Origin of the sequence: Pseudomonas sp. SIMBA_068 (assembly GCF_046534705.1) — a bacterium.
In the GTDB taxonomy this organism is placed as follows: Bacteria; Pseudomonadota; Gammaproteobacteria; order Pseudomonadales; family Pseudomonadaceae; genus Aquipseudomonas; species Aquipseudomonas putida.
The window spans coordinates 1-207 of record NZ_JAWRYI010001945.1; the positions used below are offsets into that span (position 1 = coordinate 1).

The 207-nt window shown below is 60.9% G+C and carries 1 protein-coding gene; it reads right to left on the minus strand.

All coding sequences use genetic code 11. The features are described from left to right. A partial coding sequence (locus SB756_RS36580) for an immunoglobulin-like domain-containing protein (protein ID WP_410914162.1) occupies positions 1-207 on the minus strand: 207 nt, incomplete at both ends.

Below are 207 nucleotides of genomic sequence, written 5' to 3' on the forward strand. Positions count from 1 at the left end.
TGGCTCGTCAGTGACCTGGGTGCTGACAGGAGTCTTGTCCAGGGTCAGCTGTTCGAACTTGCCGACATCCGCGCCCGTAACAGTCGCGATCGACTGTACTACCGGGGTGTTGCTGCCAACGTAGACGTTGTCCGGAGCAGTCACGCTGATCGAACCGCTGGTGCCATTGGCCGGTACGGTGATGACGGTCTTGCCGTCGCTCAGCGT